Genomic DNA, 1,877 nt, shown 5'->3' on the forward strand with positions numbered 1-1,877 from the left:
CGGCTGGACGGCCGAGCGGGCGGGGGAGGAGTTCGGGGGCTACATCACCTTCCGCAAGGACGGGAAGGCGGTGGCCGGGGGAATGGGCAAGACCGAGGACGGGATTCAGGGGCCCGATCAGTGGACGGTGTACCTCCGGTCCGATGACGCGCGGGCGACCGCGGAGCAGGCGGTGCGGGAGGGCGGGTCGATCGTGGTGCCCGCCCTGGACGTGGGGGAGCTCGGCACGATGGCGATTCTCGGTGATCCGTCGGGTGCGGGGATCGGGGTGTGGCAGCCGGGGACGCACCGCGGCTTCGAAGCGATCGGCATCGCGACGGGCGGTCACTGGAGCGGGCATGTCGGCGTGCCGTCCTGGTTCGAGTTGCAGACCCCGCACTACGACAAGGCGCTGATCTTCTACACCGATGTCTTCGGCTGGCAGGACCCCTTCCGGGTCGCGGTTCCCGGGGAGGGCGAGATCGGGTACACCACCATCCACTCGGAGACGCCGATGCTCGGGGGCGTCATGGACGCGCGCGCCTTCCTGCCGCCGGATTCGCCCGGCGGCTGGCGGGTCTATTTCGGCGCCGACGATGTCGAGCGGGCGGTGCGGCGAGTGGTGGAGCTGGGCGGCTCGGTGATCGCGCCGGTCATGGATACGCCGTTCGGCCGGATGGCCGGTGTCGCCGACCCGACGGGCGCGCATTTCAGCATCGGAGGCAATGCGTCCTGACCCGGCGGGGGAGGGGAGTGGTTGTCGGTCCCGTGGGATAGCGTCGCGCGCATGGAACTGCGGCGGATCCATCACGTGGCGCTCATCGCGTCGGACTACGAACGGTCCAGGGCGTTCTATACCGAGGTGCTCGGCCTGCGCGTGCTGGCCGAACATTATCGCGCCGAAAGGCGCTCGTACAAGCTGGATGTGGAGCTGCCGGACGGCGGCCGGTTGGAGCTGTTCTCCTTCCCCGACCCGCCGCCGCGGCCCTCGCGCCCGGAGGCCGCGGGCCTGCGGCATCTGGCCTTCGTGGTGCCGGATGTGGCGGCGGCGCTGGCCGAACTGAGGGACCGGGGTGTGCGCGTGGAGAAGATACGGGTCGACGAGTACACGGGGAAGCGTTTCGCGTTCTTCTTCGATCCCGACGAGTTGCCGCTGGAGCTGTACGAAGCGTGAGTCCGTGGATGTGACGGTATTCCGGTGATTAAAAAATGGAAATATGCGCATCTAAACATGTTTAATCCGAACTCATATCTCCTGAACTCACCAAACAACAACCCGCGCGTTCCGGCCCAAGCACTTTCACGGCCCCGACGAGAGGGGAGTGTCGCCTCCCATAGGATGGCCCGCATGACCAAAGTGCTCCTGAAGACCTCCGCCGGGGATATCACCCTGGAACTGGACGAGGCCAAGGCGCCCAAGACCGTCGCGAACTTCGTCGACTACGTCAAGGCGGGCCACTACACGGACACCGTGTTCCATCGGGTGATCCGGGGCTTCATGATCCAGGGCGGCGGCATGACCGCCGATATGGCGCAGAAGCCGGCGCCGAACCGTGTCGAGAACGAGGCGAACAACGGTCTCCGCAACGACAAGTACACCGTGGCGATGGCGCGGACCATGGATCCGCATTCGGCCAGCGCGCAGTTCTTCATCAACACCAACGACAACGAATTCCTGAACTACCCGGGCCAGGACGGCTGGGGTTACGCCTCGTTCGGCAAGGTCGTCGAGGGTACCGACGTGGTGGACGCCATCGATGGTGTGCGCACCGGCTCCAAGGCCGGGCATCAGGATGTGCCGGTCGAGGCCGTCACGATCCTGTCGGCCGAGCTGGTCTGACGATCGTCGGTTGACGCGGCGTCGACGCCTCGACGCGAAAGCGGCCCGGAACCATCAG

Annotated in this window: 3 protein-coding genes; all 3 read left to right on the top strand. The window is 66.6% G+C overall.

Going from position 1 to position 1,877, the window contains the following annotated elements:
• On the top strand, nucleotides 1–715 hold a 715-nt coding region (locus QK444_RS35950; RefSeq protein WP_282786536.1), incomplete at its 5' end, for a VOC family protein.
• Nucleotides 716–766: 51 nt separating this feature from the next.
• Nucleotides 767–1,153, top strand: coding sequence for a VOC family protein (locus QK444_RS35955; RefSeq protein WP_282786538.1), 387 nt, complete (start codon nucleotides 767–769; stop codon nucleotides 1,151–1,153).
• Between the two features lie 174 nt (nucleotides 1,154–1,327).
• Complete coding sequence (locus tag QK444_RS35960; RefSeq protein ID WP_282786539.1) at nucleotides 1,328–1,819, top strand: peptidylprolyl isomerase; 492 nt, start codon at nucleotides 1,328–1,330, stop codon at nucleotides 1,817–1,819.
• The last annotated feature ends 58 nt before the right edge of the window (nucleotides 1,820–1,877 follow it).

Source organism: Nocardia sp. CC201C (assembly GCF_030010695.1).
GTDB classification, from domain to species: domain Bacteria; phylum Actinomycetota; class Actinomycetes; order Mycobacteriales; family Mycobacteriaceae; genus Nocardia; species Nocardia otitidiscaviarum.